Here is a 15,633-nt window from a genome sequence, read left to right as displayed (position 1 = left end):
CTGGAGGCATGACGACGAGACGTGTGGTGGTGACCGGTGCGAGTTCAGGGATCGGGGAGGCGACCGCGAGGCGATTCGCCGCCGACGGCTGGGACGTCGTGGCGGTGGCCCGCCGAGCAGAGCGGCTCGAGGCGCTCGTCGCGGACATCGGCGGTACGGCGGTCGTCGCGGATCTGACCGTGCAGGCGGACGTCGACGCGCTCGCCGCCCGGGTGGAGGAGCTCGGCGGCGCCCAGGCGCTCGTCAACAACGCGGGCGGTGCCTTCGGCCTCGCGTCCGTCGAGGACGGCGACGCGGAGGACTGGCGGCGCATGTTCGACATCAACGTCCTCGGCACGAAGCGCGTGGTCCAGGCGCTCCTGCCGATCCTCCGCCGGAGCATCCCGGAGGGTGGTGCCGCCACCATCGTCGGTGTCACCTCGATCGCGGGCCACGTCGCCTACGTGGGTGGCGGCGGGTACAACGCGGCGAAGTTCGCCGAGCGGGCGCTCTTCGAGGTGCTCCGGCTCGAGCTCAACGGCGAACCGATCCGGGTGATCGAGGTGGCGCCGGGCATGGTCCACACGGAGGAGTTCTCGCTCGTGCGCTTCGGTGGCGACCAGGACCGCGCCGACGCCGTCTACGAGGACGTGCCGGATCCGCTCTCGGCCGACGACGTCGCCGAGGCGATCGTCCACGCGACCTCCCTGCCGCCGCACGTCAACCTCGACCTCATCACGATCAAGCCGGTCGCCCAGGCCGCCCCGTACCGCCTGGCGAAGGGGCCGTTGCGCGTCGCGGAGTAGACCCTTCGACAGGCTCAGGGACCGGTCGGGAGTTCAGGGACCGGTCGGGAGTTCAGGGACCGGTCGGGAGTTCAGGGACCGGTTGCAGTCAGGGACGGGTCGGGAGGTCAGTGACCGGTCGGGTGCTCGGCAGCGGGATCGATGCGTGGCCCGGGTTCCGCGTCGACCGGGGCCGCGTCCGCGAAGGCGAGTTTCGGGACGAAGCAGAGCAGGACGGCGGCGACGAGCGCGCCCGCCCCGCAGATCGCCCAGACCGTGAGGTAGCCGGACAGGCTCGACGCCCCGGCCGTGACGGCCTGCGCGGCGCCGGCGAACAGCACCACGCCGAAGACGGCCGAGGCGAAGGAGCCACCGATCGTCTTCGTCGTGTTGGTCAGTGCCGACGCGACGCCCGTCTGCCCGCGAGGTGCGGCGGCCGCGGCCGCAGCCGGCATGGCTCCGACGAGGGCACCGGAGCCGAGCCCCGCGATCGCCATGTTCAGGAAGACCTGCCACGTCTCGAGGTGGAACGGGAGGAACAGCAGGTACCCGACCGCGACGAGTGAGGCGGCGATGATGAGCGCGATCCGAGGCGTCGCCCAGCGCGACACGAGTGGGAACAGGAGCGCACCGACGATCATCGAGATCAGGTAGGCGCCGATGAGCGTGGAGATGTCGCCGGCGTCGAGCCCGAGTCCGTATCCGTTCTCCCGGGGTGTCCCCGCATAGGTGCTGAGCGGGGCCTGGGCGCCGAGCAGGCTGATCCCGATGAGCCCGGCGGTCAGTTGCACCGGCCACATGTTGGGTTGCCGGAGCACCCGGAGGTCGATCGCCGGGTCGGGCTGCCGCAGTTCATGTCGCCCGAACGGCAGGAACGCGAGCACGCCGATCGCGATGAGCCCCCACACCCACCACGTCTGCGGACCGTTGAGTCGCAGGAAGGTGAGCCCAGAGGTGATGAGCAGGAGCGCGAGGCTGAGGAGTACGAAGCCCGCGAGGTCCAAAGTCCTGCCCGGCAGGGGTTCGGACTCGGGGACGCCGAACAGGATGGCGAAGAAGACGAGGGTCACCGCGACGGCCGGCAGCATCATCGTGAGTGGGATGTCGCCGCCGAGGGCGGTGAGGATGCGTCCGCTCGACAGCGCACCGATGATGGCGCCGGCCTCGAGCGCCACGACGAGCAGGCCGGCGGCCCGGCGGGTCTGCGAGGCCCCGGTGCCGGAGCGACGGCCCCGCTCGAAGATGAGTGCGATCTCGAGTGGCAGCCACACGACGTAGAAGCCCTGCAGTGCCCAGGCCGCGAGGAACGACCAGAAGTCCCCGGCGACGACGAGCCACCAGCTGGCGCCGGCCGTCAACACGGTGGAGACGAGGAGGACCCGCTTGTGCCCGAACATGTCGCCGAGCTTCGCGAGGATGGGGACGACGAGCGCCGACAACAGCAGCTGCGCGGCCTCGAACCAGTTGAAGTCCGCGTCGTGGATGCCCAGGTGCTCGACGAGGTCCGGGATGAGCGGGACGTAGTAGCCCTGCAGGACGCCGCTCGTGATCTCGACGAGGAACAACCAGCCGATGAGTCCTGCGGTGATGCCGGCTGCCGACCCACGGATCGACGTCCGCCATCCGGTCGCCGAGGCTCCGCCGGTCGTCGTGCTGTCTCGCGCCATGTGGGGATGGTACAGGCGGCCCGGCCGGCAGGATAGCGTTGGAGGATGTCGACCGAGAACCCCAGCGCAGCGTCCCCGGAGCGAGAGGTCCTCGACTGGCCCACGTTCGGTGACGCGGCCCGCGAACTGTCCAGTGCGATCGTCGCGAGCGGGTTCCGGCCCGACTCCGTCGTCGCGATCGCGCGCGGTGGGCTCCTGCTCGCCGGTGCCATCGCCTACGCCCTCGACGTGAAGGCGTGCGGCGCGCTGAACGTCGAGTTCTACACCGGGGTCGACGCGCGTCTCCCCGAGCCCGTCGTGCTCCCGCCGCTGCTCGACGTGGCCGGGTTGCCGGGGAGCCGGGTGCTGCTCGTCGACGACGTGTCCGACTCGGGTCGCACGCTCGCGATGGTGCTGGAACTCATGCAGGCGAGCGGTGCGGAGGTCCGCACGGTGACGCTGTACGAGAAGCCGCAGACGGTGCTCCGCCCCGACTACGTGTGGAAGCGTGTCGACCGCTGGATCTCCTTCCCCTGGTCGACGCTGCCGACGATCACGGCCTGATCGTCCCCGCCTGATCCGGGGTGCCGGGTAGGGTCTCAGGGTGAGTGTTTTCCTCCTCGGCGGTCCGGCCGCCCCAGAGACCGAGTCGACCGTCTACGCAGCGTTCATCGCCGAGGCGGCCGCGCTCGCGGTCGTCGCCGGTCGGTTGGCCCCGCGCATCGCGATCGTCGTCGTGCACGACGGTGACGGGCTCGAGCAGTCCGCCGCCCTGGAACGTGCCGTCGCACGCTCCGGTGAGATCGAGGCGATCCGCGTGGTCGTCCGCGAGGGCGGCGTGGTCGCGCAGGCTCAGCTGGCCGAGGTCGACGGGATCGTCGTCGGCGGCGGGCTGCCCTCGGCCTACGCGGAGGCGGTCGCGCCGGTCGCCACCGACATCCGACGCCTCGTCGCGTCCGGTCTGCCCTACCTCGGCATCTCGGCCGGCGCGATGATCGCCGCCGAGCACGCGATCATCGGCGGATGGCGTGTCGGCGAGGTCCCCGTGAGCCCCGAGGCGGCGTCCGAGGAACTCGACGAGGTCACGATCGGCGACGGTCTCGGGCTCGTCGACATCGCGGTCGAGGCGCATGCCGCACAGTGGGGCACCCTCGGGCGGCTCGTCGCCGCGACGGAGGCCGGGGTCGTCGACGGCGGGGTCGCGATCGACGAGAACACGGCGCTCGTCGTCGGGCAGGGGGCGCTCTCCGTCCTCGGTGGCGGCAGTGTCTGGCAGGTCTTCACCGCCGAGCACGGGGTCGTCGTCCGCACGATCGGTGCCGAGCAGCCGCAGCAGCAGTAGTCCATGACGAACGGGATCCTCGGCGGCACCCCGGCACAGCTCGCCGCGGCGGGGTCGATGGACGAGGGGTGGGCCGACGCGCTCGCACCCGTCGCGGACGACCTCGCGACGATCGACCACTGGCTCGCGGCGCAGACAGCGGCCGGTGCCCGATGGTTGCCGGCACCCGAGCTCGTCCTGCGGGCCTTCCGCACGCCGTTCAGCGCGGTCCGGGTCCTCATCGTCGGGCAGGACCCGTACCCGACGCCGGGTCATCCGATCGGCCTGTCGTTCGCCGCGGACCGGGAGGTCCGCCCGGTGCCGCGCAGCCTCGCGAACATCCATCGGGAACTCCGCGAGGACCTCGGTGTCCCGACGCCGGAACACGGCGATCTCAGTTCGTGGACCGGACAGGGCGTGCTGCTCCTCAACCGCGTCCTCACGGTCGAGGCGGGTTCCGCCGGGTCGCACCGCCGACACGGCTGGGAGGCGGTCACGGAACAGGCGATCCGCGCGCTCGCCGCACGCCCCGCACCGCTCGTGTCGATCCTCTGGGGCAAGGACGCCGAACGACTGGCACCGCTGCTCGAATCATCGGGCGACCCCGACCGCCACGTCATCGTCTCGGCGCACCCGAGTCCGCTCTCCGCCTCGCGGGGCTTCTTCGGCTCGAAGCCGTTCAGCCGCACGAACGACTTCCTCGTCTCCCGCGGCGTGGACCCGATCGACTGGTCGCTCGACTGACGACCGGGTCGTGGCGTCGGCCGCAAGGGCTGTCCGCCGACCCACCCCCTCGTTAGGCTTGGGGGATGCTGGAAGAGGAGTACGAGCCGAGGCGCCGGCTGCCGCCGCACCTGCGCAAGCCGCCGACCCCCGAGACGCCGTTCGCCTTCACGATGCGCGACGCCACTGCGGCCGACCTGCCCGACATCCGGGCGATCTACAACCACTACGTCGCCAACAGCATGGTCACCTTCGACGAGGACGCGATGACCCTCGCCGAGTGGCGCTCCAAGTTCGCCTACCTGCAGCGGCTCCAGCTCCCGTTCATCGTCGCCGTCAACCCGACCGGACAGATCCTCGGGTACGCGCTGTGCGCGCCGTGGAAGCAGAAGCGCGCCTACCGATTCACCGTGGAGAGCTCGATCTACCTCGGAGCGGCGGCGACCGGCAAGGGCCTCGGCACCGATCTGCTCGGTGAGCTCATCGAGCGCTCGAAGGCCGCCGGGCTCAAGGAGATGCTGGCCGTCATCGCCGACAAGGGCGCCGAGTCGTCGATCGCCCTGCACGAGAAGTTCGGGTTCACCGAGGTGGGCCGCATGGGCCGTGTCGGGTTCAAGTTCGGCCGCTGGATCGGCACGGTCCTCCTCCAGAAGTCCTTGAAGCGCTGAACCGGTCGACGCCCTTCGACAGGCTCAGGGACCGGAACCGACAGGGACCAGGGACCGGAACGGCCGGGGAACGGGGACCACAGGAGAGCGCCGCCTCTAGGCTGGTCGCATGGCGGAACTCCACGAGCTGACGGCGCTCGAGCAGTGGCAGGCGTTGCAGCGGGACGAGGTCTCACCGACGGAGCTCGCCCGGCACTACCTCGACCGCATCGAGCGCCTCGACGACGCGATCGGCGCCTTCACCTCGGTCGCCGCCGGATCGCTCGCCGAACGCGTGGAGGCGGTCGAGGCGCTTCCTCGGACCGCACCGCTCTGGGGACTCCCGATCGGCGACAAGGACCTCGTGTCCCGTGCCGGTCAGCCCGTCCGCTTCGGGTCACGGCTCACCGCGGAGGTCGTGGCGACGACCGACGACGAGCTGGTCGGCGTCCTCGACCGGGCCGGAGCGGTGAGCCTCGGGAAGACCGCGACCCCGGAGTTCGGGCTCTACGGCTACACGGAGCCGCTCGACGGGGTGCCGACGCGGAACCCGTGGGCCCTCGACCGCGGAGCGGCGGGGTCGAGTGGCGGGGCCGCAGCCGCCGTCGCCGCGCGGCTCCTCCCGTTCGCCCCCGGCTCCGACGGTGGCGGCTCCGTCCGCATCCCGGCGGCCGCCTGCGGGCTCGTCGGCCTGAAGCCCACGCGGGGGCTCGTCCCCGCGGGCTCCGGTGTCGACCGACTCGCCGGCCTCGTCGTCCCCGGGCCGATCGCCCGGACCGTCGCCGACGCGGCGCTCCTGCTCGACGCGATGATCGAGCGCGTGCACGGACGCATCGACCACCACTTCACGCTGCGCGCACCCGACGCCGACGACGGACCCCTGCTCGGGCACGCCGTGCGCGGCGAGGGCCGGTTCCAGTTGGCGGTCCTCGACGGCTCACCCTGGGACAGCGCCTTCGAGCTGGCGGTGGACCCGGAGGCCCGCGCCGCCGTCGACGTCGCCACCCGGGCGTTCACCGCGATGGGGCACGGCCTGGAGGAGCTCACCCTTCGCGACGCCGAACGGTACCCGGCCGACTTCACGACGATCTGGCAGGCCTCAGCGGCCGGTGTCCCGGCGTCCTCGGAGGCGGAGCTGGCGCTCCTCGAACCCATCACGAGGTCCCTCGTCGAGCGCGGTCGGGCGCTGCCGGCGACCCGGCTCATGGAGACGCTCGCCAGTCTCCACCGGTTCGAACGCAGCGTCCTCGCGCAGTTCGCGCCGTTCGACGCGATCATCACGCCGGCGCTCGCCCAGACACCACGGCCGATCGGGTGGTACGACCAGGACTCGCCCGAGCTGAACTTCGAGCAGCAGGTGCGCTACGCGCCGCACACCTCCTTCGTGAACGCGACCGGCCTGCCGGCCATCACGCTCCCGGTGCACGAGACGTCCGAGGGGCTGCCGATGGGCGTCCAGCTGATCGGGCGTCCCGGAGGCGAGGCCACCCTGCTCGCCCTCGGTGCGCAACTGGAGCGGCGACTGCGTTGGCAGGACCGCGTCCCGTCCGTCGCCCGCTGACCGATCGTCGCCCCGCGTCGCCCGGTGGCGTATGACGGGATGTGACACCGCGGCCGGACCTCGTCCCTCCCGCTGCGCCTAGGGTGCTGAGGCGGCCCGGTCCGGACGGACCGATCGCCGCTCCACCGGAGGAGTCGATCATCAGCGAACAGTCCAGCCCGACGCGGTCCAGCCCCAAGCAGCTCATCCTCAACCTGTTCGAGATGAACTGCGTGAGCCACATCACCCACGGCCTCTGGCGCCTGCCGGACAACCGACGCGACCAGTACACCGACATCCGGTACTGGACGACACTCGCCCGGACAGCGGAGGCGGGCGGGTTCGACGCGATCTTCATCGCGGACGTGGTCGGCGCCTACGACGTCTTCCGCGGCGGCCCGGCCGACGCCCTGCGCGAGGGCCTGCAGATCCCCAACAACGACCCGCTGCTCGTCGTCCCCGCGATGGCCGCCGTGACCGAGCACCTCGGCTTCGGCATCACCTTCTCGACGAGCTACGAGCCGCCGTTCGCCTTCGCGCGTCGCATGAGCACCCTCGACCACCTGACGAACGGCCGCGTCGCGTGGAACATCGTCACCTCCTACCTGCCGAACGCCGCACGGAACTTCGGCCTCGCCGAGGAGATCCCGCACGACGAACGGTTCGCGATCGCCGAGGAGTACCTGGACGTCCTCTACAAGCTCTGGGAGGGGTCCTGGGACGACGACGCCGTCATCCGCGACCGGGAGGCCGGCGTCTACTCCGACCCCGACAAGGTGCGGTACATCGATCACGTCGGGCGCTACTTCCAGGTCGCCGGACCGCACCTGTCCGAGCCGAGCGCGCAGCGGACACCGCTGCTCTACACCGCGACCGCCTCACCGGCCGGCATCGCGTTCGCCGGACGGCACGCCGAAGCCGTGTTCACGGGCGTGCGGGGTCCAGGTGGTGCAGGACCCCTCCTCGAGCGGTTCCGTGCGGCAGCGGCCGACAACGGACGCGACGGGGCCGCGCTGAAGATCGTCGTCCAGGCCGCCGTCATCGTCGCGCGGACGCAGGAGGAGGCCGAGGCCAAGGCCGCGCAGTACCGCGAGCATGCGAGTATCGTCGGCCGGTTCGTGCACGCCGGGCTGCCGTTCGACCCGCTGGCGCACCCGGAGGACCGGACCGTCGCCGAGGCGCTCGCCGCAGAGGGGGTCCCGGCGGACGCCCTGCCGCCGCAGGTGACGGCCGGCACCGTCGGCGAGTTCATCGTGCGGGTCGGCAGCGACCTCGAACGGGACTTCTTCGCCGTCGGCACCCCCGAGGTCGTCGCCGACGAGATCGAGCGATGGTTGGACGAGGTCGGTATCGACGGGATCAACCTGCGGCAGTACCACAGCCTCGACACGCTCACCGATTTCGTCGAACTCGTCGTGCCGGAGCTGCGTCGCCGAGGGCGGCTGCGCGACGCGTATCGACCGGGGGAGACGCTCCGCGAGCGCCTGACGGGCGGGGCGGCCCGGCTCCCCGACGACCACCCGGCCGCACGATATCGCGGAGGACGGAACCTCGGCGACCAGCACGAGAGGGCGCTCGACGGTCACACGGCGTCATCGAGGGAACCCGCGGGAAACCTGTCGTAACAGAGCGGCGGGGTGGCCCGGTGCGCCGACCAGGATGGGCAACCACACCGGCACAGCACCGGACCACCCCGACCCACAGGAGTACCCGTCATGACCCGAACCACCAGACGGCGAGCACGACTCGCCGCCGCAGCCCTCGTCGCCGTGAGCATCGCGCTGACCGGCTGCTCGGCGGCGTCGGCCTCGTCCGACGCGGACGGTGGCAGCCTCACCTACCTCGACGCGGAGATCCCCACCTCGGCGCAGGTGCAGGAGGCGGGCACATGGCAGACCCGTGCGCTCCAGCAGAACATCACCGACCGACTGCTCTACCGCAACGCGGAGACGGGCGAACTCGAACCGTGGATCGCCGACTCCTGGACCGTCAGCCCCGACGGTCTCACGTACACCTTCGTGATCCGTGACGGCGTCACCTACAGCGACGGCACCGCCGTCGACGCCACGAGCGTCGCGAAGAACCTGAACTGGCAGTCGACCGGCGACGAGGCGAAGGGCACGACCCCGAACGCGCAGTTCCCGCCCGGTCTCGTCGCGACGCCGGACGACGCGACCAGCACCGTCACCGTCGTCCTCGCCGCACCCTACGCGCCCTTCCTCAACGTGCTCACCGGGTGGGGATCCGGGCTCGTCGCCGACGCCACGATCGACGCGAGCAAGGAGGAGCAGTCGAAGTTCGTGAACCTCATCGGCTCGGGCCCCTTCGTCGTCGCCTCCGAGACCTACGGCAAGGAGATCGTGCTCGACCGTCGTGAGGGGTACGCCTGGGCCCCGCCGTCCTCCCCGAACCAGGGCGAGGCGCACCTCGCCTCGGTCACGGTCATCCCCGTGCAGGAGGACAGCGTCCGGCTCGGCACCCTGAAGTCGGGCGAGGCCGACGTCATCCGCTACGTCCAGCCGAGCGAGGAGCAAGGGCTCGTCGACGCCGGCTACGACATCGTGTCCAAGACGGGTGTCGGTCTCAGCAACCAGTGGTTCCTCCGCAGCCAGGCGCCGTTCCTCGACGACGTCGACGTCCGCAAGGCGCTGCTGCACGCGATCGACCGTGAGCAGATCATCGAGACGCAGTACACCGACAGCTGGACGCCCGCGACGTCGGTCCTGTCGCCGGGCACCTTCGGCTACGTCGACGAATCGGCGAAGTTCGCCTACGACCCGGATGCGGCGAACCGCCTCCTCGACGGCGCCGGCTGGACCGAGCGCGACGCGGACGGCTACCGCACGAAGGGCGGCGAGCGGCTCACGGTGAAGACCTACATCGACGTCTACGACAACACGGCGAAGAGCCTCTTCCAGCAGATCCAGAACCAGTTCAAGGACGTCGGGATCGAGCTGTCGCTCAACGAGCTCGACTACTCCACCTACTGGGCGACCGCGTTCGCGGACCCGGAGGTCGGGGCGCTTCGGGTCGGTTGGCCGCACCCGGACCCCTCGAAGGGCCTCAGCGAGTACTACAGCAAGGACGGCTCAGACCTCCTCGGTCTCGCCGGCTCCGACACGACCCTGCAGTCGCTGCTCGACGCGCAGAACGCCGCGACCGACGACGACACCCGTGCGGCGATCCTCGGACAGATCCAGGACCACCTGATCGACCAGGCCTACGTCGTCCCGATCCTCAACGACAGCCAGGTGTTCGTCACCCAGCAGCGGGTGAAGGGCTTCTCCCTCACCGACGGCGCCCTGCCGGAGTTCTACAACACCTCGATCGAGGACTGAGCGAGCGGGAGGGCCGTCGATCGGACGGCCCTCCCGTGTCCGGTCCCGTCCCTTCCGAGAGGAGGCCCCACATGTCCAACCAGCATCCGAACGCCAGCGCGGCGGACACGCGACGCCGGCAGTACCGCGAGTACGTGATCAGGCGCGTCGCCCAGGCGCTCCTCGTCATCGCGCTCGTCTACACGCTCGTCTTCTTCACCCTCTTCGTCCTGCCCGGCGACCCCATCGAGAACAAGCTGACGAGCCCGCTCAACCCACTGCCCCCGTCCGCCGGCGAAGCACTGCGGGCCTACTACCACTTCGACCTGTCGCCGCTCGCACAGTTCACGCTGACGGTCGGGCGGCTCCTCCACGGGGACCTCGGCTACTCGCTCGTGAGCGGTCGTGCCGTGTCGGACCTCGTCGCGCAGGGCTTCTCGGACACGATCGTGCTCGCGGGCGTGGCGTTCGTCATGACGATCGTGCTGTCGCTCGCGATCGCGCTCACCGCCGTGTACGCCCCCGTCAGGGCGATCAGGAGCATCGCGGCATCGGCGCCCATCGCCTCCATCTCCGCGCCGAGCTTCCTCATCGGCTTCGTGCTCCTCGCGATCTTCTCCTTCCAGCTCGGCTGGGTGTCGTCGGTGCGCGATCAGGGCTTCGTGTCCTACGTGCTCCCGGCGCTGACCCTGGCGCTCGCCGTCAACGGTCCGTTGACGCAGGTGTTGATCCAGGGACTCCGGAAGGCTGCGGACGAACCCTTCGTCACCGTGCTCCGCGCGAAGGGGACGAGCGAGGTCCGGATCGCCCTCGGCCACGTCCTGAAGAACGGTGCGATCCCGTCGATCACGATGCTCGCCCTCGTCGTCGGAGAGTTGCTGGCCGGTGCCGTCGTCGTGGAGGCCGTGTTCACCCGCACCGGCCTCGGATTCATCACCTTCGAGAGCGTGCGCGATCAGGACACCCCGGTGATCCTGGCCGTCGTCATCCTCATCTCCTCCATCTACGTCGGCATCAACCTCGTGACCGACCTCGTCTACCCCGTCCTCGACCCGCGCATCGTCCGGCCCGGGCATGGGAGGTCACGACGCTCCCGCCTCGCCAGGCCTGCTGTCGCGACAGCGGCGGCGACGGGGACGGCGGTACCCGGCGGTATCCCGACGAAAGCGAGCGTGGACGCATGAGCCTCCGACTCCAACCGGACCGCGACGTCACCGCGGCCGACGACGGACCGGACGCGTTCCGTCGACTCCTCGGCCGCCTCGGGGTCGCGGACGTCCTGGCGATCATCGTCGTCGGTCTCGTCCTCGTGTCCGTGATCGCACCCGGCCTCCTCACGCCGTACGACCCGCTCGAGCCCGACGACGCCAACGCGCTCGCCGCACCATCGGTCGCGCACTGGTTCGGAACCGACTCCCTCGGTCGCGACCTGCTGTCGCGGGTGATCCACGGCACCGGTCGGACCCTGCTCGGCTCGGCGGTCGCCGTCCTCATCGGTCTCGGCGCCGGCACGGTCCTCGGGCTCGTCGCCGCGTCGTTCGGCGGTCTCGTCGACGCCGTCATCAGCCGGATCGTCGACGTGCTGCTCTCGATCCCCGGGCTGCTCCTCGCGATGGTCGTCGTCGTGGCGCTCGGCTTCGGCACCCTGAACGCGGCCGTCGCCGTGGGGATCTCCTCGATCGCGGCGTTCACCAGGATCATGCGCTCCGAGGTGCTGACGGTGAAGGACCTGCCGTTCGTCGAGGCGAGTCACCATCTCGGCGGTTCGCGGGCGTACGTCCTCGCGAAGCACGTCTTCCCGAACTCGTACTCCGCGGTGCTGTCGCTCACGGCCCTCCAGTTCGGCCTCGCCATCATCTGGATCTCCTCGCTCAGCTTCCTCGGGTACGGAGCCCCACCGCCCGACCCGGAGTGGGGCCTGCTCGTCTCCGAGGGTCGTCAGTACGTCGTGTCCTCGCCGTGGCTCGTCGTCGTCCCGGGCCTCGTGATCGCCGTCACCGTGCTCGCCATCAGCCGTCTCAGCCAGCTCACCCGCGAGAGGACCACCGCATGAACCAGGCAGCCCTGCAGCACAGCTCACTCCACGTCGTCGACGCGGCTCCGGTGCCGTTGCTCGTCGACGGGCTCGCCGTCGGGTACCGGACGCGTGGCTCGAGGGGGCCGACTGACACGGTGCGCGACGTGTCGTTCCAGGTCGGCCGCGGCGAGACGGTGTCGCTCGTGGGTCAGTCCGGTTCGGGGAAGAGCACGATCGCCCGGGCGGTCGCGGGACTCCTCCCGGGCAACGGCTCGGTCACCGCCGGTCGGGTCGCGGTCGCCGGACACGAGGTCGCCGACTTCTCCCGGAAGCAGTGGCGCCCCCTGCGCGGCTCGACGCTCGGTTTCATCCCGCAGGATCCGCTGAGTTCACTCGACCCGCTGCAGCGGATCGGCGTGCAGATCGCCCAGGCGGTCCAGGTGGCGGGCGACACCCCGCGCTCGGAGGTCCCCGCGCGCGTGATCGAGTTGCTCGAGCACGTGGGCATCCGTCAGGCCTCGGCCCGCGTGCGGTCCTACCCGCACGAGCTCTCCGGCGGGCAGTTGCAGCGGGTGCTCATCGCGATCGCCATCGCGGCGAGGCCCAAGCTGCTCATCGCCGACGAACCGACGTCCGCGCTCGACGTGACCGTCCAGCGGCGCATCCTCGACCTCCTCGACGGCCTCCGGCAGGAGCTCGGGCTCGGGATCCTCTTCATCACCCACGACCTGGCGCTGGCGCAGGAGCGCAGCGACGCGATCGTGGTCCTGCAGGACGGGAACGTCCGCGAGTCCGGTCCGGCCGAGGAGGTGTTGCTCGCACCGCAGCACCCCTACACGGTGGGGCTGCTCTCGGACTCACCCGCGTCGTCGCCGCTGCGCTACCGGGAACGCATCCGCGCTGCGGCCGAGCAGGTGCAGGCGGAGCAGCGCGGCGAGACGATCGTGCCACCCGCCGTGGTCGAGGTGTCGCACGTGTCGAAACGGTACGGGCGCGATCCCCAGACGCCGCCCGCACTCGACGAGGCTTCGCTCGTCCTCCGCCCGCGCTCGATCCACGCGCTCGTGGGCGAGTCCGGGTCGGGCAAATCGACGCTCGCCCGCATCGTCGCCGGGCTCACCGCCTTCGACGACGGGTCGGTGCGGGTGGCCGGCCGGGAGCTGCCACGAGACAACGCCGTCGCCAACCCCTTCGCGCGCGACCTCCAGCTGGTCTACCAGAACCCGCTCTCGGCGGTCGATCCGCGCTACACCGTCGGACAGATCATCGAGGAGCCCCTGCGGATCCACGGGGTGCGGAGCGCCGACGAACGTCGCCGCCGCGTCGCGACCATCCTCGACCAGGTCGCCCTCCCCACGAGTGCGCTGGGGCGTCGTGCACGGGAGGTGTCGGGCGGTCAGCGCCAGCGGGTCGCACTCGCGAGGACGCTCGTCCTCGCGCCGTCGGTCCTCGTCCTCGACGAGCCCACCTCGGCGCTCGACGTCTCGGTGCAGGCGCAGATCGTCGAACTGCTCCTCGACCTCCGGGACGAGCACGCGCTCAGCTACCTGTTCATCTCGCACGACCTCGGTCTCGTCCGGCAGATCGCCGACGAGGTGACGGTGCTGTCGACCGGGCGCGTCGTCGAGTCGGGCCCGGCCTCGGCCGTCCTCGGGCATCCGCAGCACGCGTACACTCGGGAGCTGCTCGACGCGGTGCCGCGGTTCGACGTCGAGCGGCTCGATCCGAGCCGGTTCGAGGCCGTCGGATGAGCGCACCGACCACGGAGCCACGCACGGAGGAGACCATGTCACGATCGTTCGACGACCTCGTCGCCGAGGCCGACGCCGCCTCGGTCGACGGGTGGGACTTCTCCTGGCTCGACGGCCGGGCCAGTGAGGAGCGCCCCTCCTGGCGGTTCTCCGAACTGCTGGGGAGACGTCTGGCCGACGTCCCGTCGTCGCTCGACCTCGAGACCGGCGGGGGAGAGGTGCTCGACACGGCGCCGGTGCTTCCGCCGCTCGCCGCCGCCACCGAGTCCTGGCCACCGAACCTCGCCCGAGCCGCCGCCCGCCTGCACCCGCGGGGCGTCGTCGTCGTTCGCACGGAGGAGGGTGCTCCACTGCCGTTCGCGGACGGCTCGTTCGCGCTCGTGTCGAGCCGGCATCCCGTCGCCGTGGACTGGAGCGACGTGGCGCGGGTGATCGCGCCAGGAGGAAGCTACCTCGCCCAGCACGTCGGACCGGCGAGCGTGTTCGAACTCGTCGAGGCCTTCCTCGGCCCGCAGCCCGAAGCCGTCCGTCGAGCACGTCACCCTGACGACGAGGCCGACGGTGCCCGCGCCGCCGGACTCGAGATCGTGGAGCTGCGGACCGAACGGCTGCGGATCGAGTTCCACGACGTCGGTGCGATCATCTGGTTCCTGCGCAAGGTGATCTGGATGGTGCCCGGATTCACCTCCGCGCGGTACCTCGACCGCCTGCAGGAGCTGCACCGTTCCCTGCAGGAGGACGGCCCGTTCGTCGCGCACTCCTCCCGAACCCTCATCGAAGCGCGCAAGCCCGCCCGGTGACCGGGGCCCTGCCGAGGCGCCCTTCGACAGGCTCAGGGGCCGGAATAGAGGAGATGATCCCCCTACGGGTGGGGCCACCGGCATCCCGACGTAGGCTCGTCGTGACGGCGAGTGGAGGACGATCGAGTGGTGGATGTCGGCACCGGACGGCGACCGGTCTCCCGCCTGCGCACCCGACTGCTCGCCGGGCTCCGCTCACGCATCCTCGCGGTCTTCGCGGTGGAGCAGGACCGCCCGCCGCAGTGGACGCTCGATCTCGAGGACGGCACCGACGCGGGGTTCTTCACGCCCGACTCCGCGGCCTGGACGGTGCACGGCGGTGTCGAGACCATGGTCGCCGGCATCCGGGCGCTCCTCCTGCAGGCGGCCCACCCCGGGGCGCTCGCCGGCGTGCACGACTGGTCCCGGTACCGGGAGGACCCCCTCGGACGGCTCGACGGCACCATCCGCTGGATCTTCACCGTCACCTACGGCGACCGTGACACGGCCCGTCGGACGAGCGACTATGTGCTCAAGCTCCACGAACGCGTCGTCGGGGAATACCTCGACGCCCATGGCGTGGTGCGCCCGTACGCGGCCAACGACCCGGACCTCCTGCGCTGGGTGCACCTGGCGTTCACCGACGCCTTCCTGAGCGTGCGACAGACCTGGGGCGGTCGGATCCCCGGTGGTGCGGACGCCTATGTGGCCGACTGGGCACTCGCGGGCGAACTCATGGGCGTCGTCGACCCGCCCCGCTCCGAGGCTGAGCTGGCCCGACAGCTGCGCGTGTACCTCGACGCCGGCGACCTGACCGGCGGCCCGCGGGTGGACGAGACCCTGGCGTTCCTCCGTCGACCGCCGCTCGACCGCTCGCTGCTCCCCGCCTACGGGATCCTCTTCGCGGGCGCCGTCGCGACGATCCCACCCGAGTACCGCCGCATCCTCGGGCTCCGCACCGCCCATCTCGGCCCGATCCCGCTGCCGGTCGTGACGGCGACGCGGGTCGTCCTGTGGATCGTGGGGCTCGTCCTGCACGGTGAGTCACCGAGCCAGCGCGCGGCCCTGCGCCGGCACCGGCGCCTGGCGGACCCGCCGGCCTGAGGCCGCTCGACGGGCTCAGGGACC

14 protein-coding genes are annotated in these 15,633 nt (G+C 71.1%); 13 read left to right on the top strand and 1 reads right to left on the bottom strand.

All coding sequences use genetic code 11. The features are described 5' to 3' along the window. Positions 1-8 precede the first annotated feature (8 nt). Positions 9-785 carry an SDR family oxidoreductase gene (locus AC5JOC_RS13400; protein WP_426738470.1) on the top strand — a complete coding sequence of 259 codons (777 nt, stop codon included), beginning with the start codon at positions 9-11 and terminating at the stop codon, positions 783-785. 107 nt (positions 786-892) lie between these two features. Here the strand turns inward: AC5JOC_RS13400 and AC5JOC_RS13395 are convergent, their stop codons facing one another. Continuing rightward, the gene (locus AC5JOC_RS13395) at positions 893-2,431 is read right to left on the bottom strand and encodes an MFS transporter (protein WP_079707225.1); all 1,539 of its coding nucleotides are present in this window, start codon (positions 2,429-2,431) and stop codon (positions 893-895) included. Positions 2,432-2,476: 45 nt separating this feature from the next. Between AC5JOC_RS13395 and AC5JOC_RS13390 the strand changes: the two genes are divergently transcribed. The 12 genes from AC5JOC_RS13390 to AC5JOC_RS13335 all read left to right on the top strand — a co-directional run bounded on the left by AC5JOC_RS13390 (position 2,477) and on the right by AC5JOC_RS13335 (position 15,609). After that, positions 2,477-2,974, top strand: a complete 498-nt coding sequence (locus AC5JOC_RS13390) for a phosphoribosyltransferase (RefSeq protein ID WP_071262460.1) — start codon at positions 2,477-2,479, stop codon at positions 2,972-2,974. A gap of 40 nt (positions 2,975-3,014) precedes the next feature. After that, the gene (locus tag AC5JOC_RS13385) at positions 3,015-3,752 is read left to right on the top strand and encodes a Type 1 glutamine amidotransferase-like domain-containing protein (RefSeq protein WP_064295268.1); all 738 of its coding nucleotides are present in this window, start codon (positions 3,015-3,017) and stop codon (positions 3,750-3,752) included. A 3-nt stretch (positions 3,753-3,755) separates the two neighbouring features. Next, entirely contained in the window at positions 3,756-4,475 is a 720-nt protein-coding gene (locus tag AC5JOC_RS13380; RefSeq protein ID WP_494246557.1) for a uracil-DNA glycosylase, read from the top strand. Between the two features lie 65 nt (positions 4,476-4,540). Further along, on the top strand, positions 4,541-5,122 hold the full coding sequence (locus tag AC5JOC_RS13375; RefSeq protein ID WP_079707223.1) for a GNAT family N-acetyltransferase: 582 nt from the start codon (positions 4,541-4,543) through the stop codon (positions 5,120-5,122). Between the two features lie 109 nt (positions 5,123-5,231). Next, positions 5,232-6,662 carry an amidase gene (locus AC5JOC_RS13370; RefSeq protein WP_494246556.1) on the top strand — a complete coding sequence of 477 codons (1,431 nt, stop codon included), beginning with the start codon at positions 5,232-5,234 and terminating at the stop codon, positions 6,660-6,662. 83 nt (positions 6,663-6,745) lie between these two features. Further along, a complete protein-coding gene (locus tag AC5JOC_RS13365; protein WP_342450898.1) occupies positions 6,746-8,266 on the top strand; it encodes an NtaA/DmoA family FMN-dependent monooxygenase in 1,521 nt (506 codons plus the stop codon). 90 nt (positions 8,267-8,356) lie between these two features. Then, positions 8,357-9,979: an ABC transporter substrate-binding protein gene (locus AC5JOC_RS13360; protein WP_494246555.1), complete on the top strand. Its 1,623-nt coding sequence runs from the start codon at positions 8,357-8,359 to the stop codon at positions 9,977-9,979. A gap of 71 nt (positions 9,980-10,050) precedes the next feature. Continuing rightward, positions 10,051-11,142: an ABC transporter permease gene (locus AC5JOC_RS13355; protein ID WP_494246554.1), complete on the top strand. Its 1,092-nt coding sequence runs from the start codon at positions 10,051-10,053 to the stop codon at positions 11,140-11,142. After that, a complete protein-coding gene (locus AC5JOC_RS13350; RefSeq protein ID WP_494246553.1) occupies positions 11,139-12,011 on the top strand; it encodes an ABC transporter permease in 873 nt (290 codons plus the stop codon). Before AC5JOC_RS13355 ends, AC5JOC_RS13350 begins: the two co-directional genes overlap by 4 nt. Beyond that, positions 12,008-13,726 (top strand): dipeptide ABC transporter ATP-binding protein, encoded by a 1,719-nt coding sequence (locus AC5JOC_RS13345; RefSeq protein ID WP_494246552.1) that lies wholly within the window; start codon positions 12,008-12,010, stop codon positions 13,724-13,726. Before AC5JOC_RS13350 ends, AC5JOC_RS13345 begins: the two co-directional genes overlap by 4 nt. Before the next feature lie 35 nt (positions 13,727-13,761). Further along, positions 13,762-14,526 carry a class I SAM-dependent methyltransferase gene (locus AC5JOC_RS13340; protein WP_494246551.1) on the top strand — a complete coding sequence of 255 codons (765 nt, stop codon included), beginning with the start codon at positions 13,762-13,764 and terminating at the stop codon, positions 14,524-14,526. A 129-nt stretch (positions 14,527-14,655) separates the two neighbouring features. Next, positions 14,656-15,609 carry an oxygenase MpaB family protein gene (locus AC5JOC_RS13335; RefSeq protein WP_494246550.1) on the top strand — a complete coding sequence of 318 codons (954 nt, stop codon included), beginning with the start codon at positions 14,656-14,658 and terminating at the stop codon, positions 15,607-15,609. The last annotated feature ends 24 nt before the right edge of the window (positions 15,610-15,633 follow it).

The organism is Plantibacter sp., assembly GCF_059073635.1.
Note: the sequence above shows the minus strand (reverse complement) of the source record. Positions and strands in the feature narration are given on the sequence as shown.